Genomic DNA, 3,711 nt, shown 5'->3' on the forward strand with positions numbered 1-3,711 from the left:
GGCAGAGCGGCAGCTGGCTGATCTCTGCCCACGTCACTTTGTCGCGGTCGGAATAGGGGTTACCGACCGCCGTGATCAGCTGGTAGCGCTCGTCATAGAGCGGCACGCTGGTCACCCGCCCCAGCGGCTCGTTGTCGAGATAGGTGATGCCGGCATCGACATCGAGATTGCCGAGCAGCGTCAGCACCTCGATCGAGGTCCGTGACAGCACCGAAAAGGTGACGCCGGGATGCTTGTCGCGGAACGGCGTCGTCAGCCGCGCCACCATGGCGAGCGCCGTCGGAACGGCGGCGATGCGGATGCGGCCGGACAGGCCATGGCGCGCCGCTCGCATCTCCTCGCGCATGGTCCTTGAATCGCCGACGATGCGGCGCGCCCAAACCAGCACCTGCTTGCCTTCCGGCGTCAGGCCCTGGAAACGCGAGCCGCGCAGCACCAGCATGACGCCGAGCTGCTCCTCGAGCTGCTTGATGCCGGCCGACAGCGTCGGCTGGGTGACGCCGCACACCTCGGCGGCGCGGCCGAAATGCTCTTCCCTGGCTAAAGCGATGAAGAATTCCAACTTGTCGATCATGTCATCCGATCCACGGTCTGCCCAAGGTCGGGGAAATCGCTTTGCTTCGCAAGGCGGATGAACGATAGGATCTCATCCACATTTTTGAGCCGGCTTATCTGTTTTCCCGCGCCGCGCATGGCGCTATGTGGGGTAGGCGGAAGCAGGGAGGAGCAGATGCTGGGTTGGTTTCGCAGACTGTTGCCGCGCGAGGATCGCTTCTTCGAACTGTTCGAACGGCATTCGCGCACGGTGGTCGGCGGCGCCGAGGCGCTTGAGCAGCTTCTCCAGGGCCGGGACATCGACCGCTGGTGCCAGACGATCGTCGATCTGGAGGACGAAGCGGACGGGATCACCGCGGAGGTGCTGCTTGCCGTCAGGCGCTCCTTCATCACGCCCTTCGACCGCGGCGACATCAAGGATCTGATCCAGTCGATGGATGATGCCATCGATACGATGCACAAGGCCGTCAAGACGGTGAAATTGTTCGAGATGAGGGAATTCGATCCGCTGATGCGGGAAATGGGCAGCGTCATCGTCGAGGCCGCCCGGCTGGTAGCAGAGGCCATCCCACTGCTCGGCAAGGTTGGCGCCAACGCCGCGCGGCTGAACGCCATCGCCGAAGAAGTCATGCGCGTTGAGGGCCGCGCCGACGACCTGCACGAGCAGGGCCTGAAGGACCTGTTCAAGCGGCACGGCCGCAGCGACCCTATGGCCTACCTGATCGGCTCGGAGATTTACGGCCAGCTGGAAAAGGTGGTCGACCGTTTCGAGGACGTCGCTAACGAGATCAGCGGCATCGCCATCGAGAACGTCTAACAGATGGACGCCGCGATCGCCTTTCCCCTGCTGGTCGGCCTCGTCGCCGTGGCGCTGTTCTTCGATTTCCTCAACGGCCTGCACGATGCCGCCAACTCGATCGCGACTATCGTCTCCACCCGCGTGCTGAGGCCGCACTATGCCGTGTTCTGGGCGGCTTTCTTCAATTTCATCGCCTTCCTGTTCTTCGGTCTGCATGTCGCCGAGACGGTGGGAAAGGGCATCGTCGACGCCGAGATCGTGACCCCCGCAGTGATCTTCGCCGCGCTCATCGGAGCCATCGTCTGGAACATCGTCACTTGGATCGCCGGCATTCCGTCGAGCAGCTCGCATGCGCTGATCGGCGGGTTGGTCGGCGCCGGCGTCGCCAAGGCCGGCCCGGGGGCCATCGTCTGGTCCGGGCTCGGCAAGACGGCCGCGGCGATCGTGCTCTCGCCGGCGACCGGATTCGTGCTGGCGCTTGTCCTTATCCTCATCGTCTCATGGCTGTTCGTTCGGCAGACGCCGTTTGCGGTCGATAACAGCTTTCGCGTCCTGCAGTTCTTCTCGGCCTCGCTCTATTCGCTGGGGCACGGCGGCAATGACGCGCAGAAAACCATGGGCATCATCGCCGTGCTGCTCTATTCGCAAGGCATGCTTGGCCAGAGCTTCCACGTGCCGTTCTGGGTGGTCATCACCTGCCAGTCCGCACTGGCGCTGGGCACGCTCTTCGGCGGCTGGCGCATCGTGCACACGATGGGATCGAAGATTACTCGGCTGAACCCGATGCAGGGTTTTTGCGCCGAGACCGGCGGGGCGGTAACGTTGTTCGCCGCCACCTGGCTCGGTGTCCCGGTCTCGACCACGCATACAATCACCGGCGCCATCATCGGCGTGGGTGCTGCCCGCCGCGTCTCGGCGGTGCGCTGGGGCATTGCCGGCAACATTGTCGTGGCGTGGGTGATCACCCTGCCGGCGACGGCGGCGATTTCGGCGTTGACCTATTTTGTCACGCGCCTGGCGGTCTGAGGCTGAAATCTACTCGCCCGCAAGACAAAGTATGTTGCCGTCCGGGTCCTTGAACCAGGCGACCTTCATGCCGTAGCCGACATGGACATCGCCCTCAAGCGTCAGCCCGGGCATCTCATAGCGCTCGAAGGTGACGCCCTTCGACTTCAGCGCCTGGACAATGGCGCCGATCTGGTCGCCGACCGTCCAGGTCAACGCCGTCGCCTTGTTGGTACCGGCGAATTCTGAACGATAGACGTTGATGACCGTGTCGCCGCTTTTGTAGACGATCAGTTCTCCGGCCATGTCGTCGACAGGCTTGAGGCCCAGCGTTCCTTCGTAAAAGCCCTGCGCTCTCGAAAGGTCTTTCACCGCCACATTGGCGGCTGCGTTGCTGTTTGCGAGCATGACAGTCTCCTTTTCCGGTTGCCGTCGCTCATGGCAACCGAGATAGGGCCCCTGGATCGATTGGCCATGGCAATCGGCGGATCGGGACGCGCTAGGCAAATCCGACACCACCGGTCGTTTTGCGGAGCACGCCGGACGAGCCATTGCGCCACGGCTTGGTTCTGCCGGGAAACTGCACTATCTGGAACGCCAAACTCCGAGGAAAGATCATGGCTGTAACCAAGGAAACCGTCATCGAGCGCCTGAGGACGGTCAATGGACCGGACTTCACCGGCAACATCGTCGACCTCGGCCTGGTATCTGAGATTTTCATCGCCGATTCCAAGGTGTTTTTCTCGATTACCGTCCCCGCCGCCCGCGCCCAGGAGATGGAGCCGCTGCGCGCCGCCGCCGAGCGTGTCGTCAAGGCGATCCCCGGCGTCGCCAACGCCGTCGTCGCGCTGACGGCGGAGAAGAAAGGCGGCGGCATGGAGGCGCCGGTTCGGCCGGCTTCGCAAGCAGCGTCGCCACGACCTGCTCCCCAGGCAGCGCCGCAGCGTCCTGGCCCGCAGGCGCCGGCTTCTCACAGTCACGGCAAACGCGGCGTGCCCGGCATCGATGCGATCATCGCGGTGGCGTCCGGCAAGGGCGGCGTCGGCAAATCGACCACCGCCGTCAACCTGGCGCTCGGCCTTGCCGCCAATGGGCTGAGCGTCGGCGTGCTCGATGCCGATATCTACGGGCCGTCGATGCCGAGGCTGCTCAACATTCACGGCCGGCCGCAGACGGTCGACGGCAAGATTCTGAAGCCGATGCAGAATTACGGCCTCAAGGTGATGTCGATGGGCTTCCTGGTCGACGAGGAGACGCCGATGATCTGGCGCGGCCCGATGGTCATGTCGGCGCTCACCCAGATGCTGCGCGAGGTCGAATGGGGACCGCTCGACGTGCTGGTCGTCGATATG

The 3,711-nt window shown here is 63.8% G+C and carries 5 protein-coding genes; 3 read left to right on the forward strand and 2 right to left on the reverse strand.

What is annotated here, in order from left to right; translation table 11 throughout:
- Positions 1-574, reverse strand: a 574-nt coding sequence (locus EOA32_RS34665; RefSeq protein ID WP_145971458.1) for a LysR family transcriptional regulator, incomplete at its 3' end; no start/stop codon positions are given.
- A gap of 156 nt (positions 575-730) precedes the next feature.
- On the opposite strand from EOA32_RS34665, the gene EOA32_RS34670 reads away from it, so the two are divergent.
- A complete protein-coding gene (locus tag EOA32_RS34670) occupies positions 731-1,372 on the forward strand; it encodes a DUF47 domain-containing protein (protein ID WP_067003620.1) in 642 nt (213 codons plus the stop codon).
- A 3-nt stretch (positions 1,373-1,375) separates the two neighbouring features.
- Positions 1,376-2,380, forward strand: a complete 1,005-nt coding sequence (locus EOA32_RS34675; protein WP_128374099.1) for an inorganic phosphate transporter — start codon at positions 1,376-1,378, stop codon at positions 2,378-2,380.
- A 9-nt stretch (positions 2,381-2,389) separates the two neighbouring features.
- Here EOA32_RS34675 and EOA32_RS34680 read toward each other — a convergent pair whose 3' ends face one another.
- Positions 2,390-2,767: a VOC family protein gene (locus EOA32_RS34680; RefSeq protein ID WP_067003624.1), complete on the reverse strand. Its 378-nt coding sequence runs from the start codon at positions 2,765-2,767 to the stop codon at positions 2,390-2,392.
- 209 nt (positions 2,768-2,976) lie between these two features.
- On the opposite strand from EOA32_RS34680, the gene EOA32_RS34685 reads away from it, so the two are divergent.
- Positions 2,977-3,711 (forward strand): P-loop NTPase (locus EOA32_RS34685; protein WP_145971459.1); only part of this gene is annotated, 735 nt, incomplete at its 3' end.

Origin of the sequence: Mesorhizobium sp. M1A.F.Ca.ET.072.01.1.1, from assembly GCF_004023325.1 — a bacterium.
Taxonomy (GTDB): Bacteria; Pseudomonadota; Alphaproteobacteria; order Rhizobiales; family Rhizobiaceae; genus Mesorhizobium.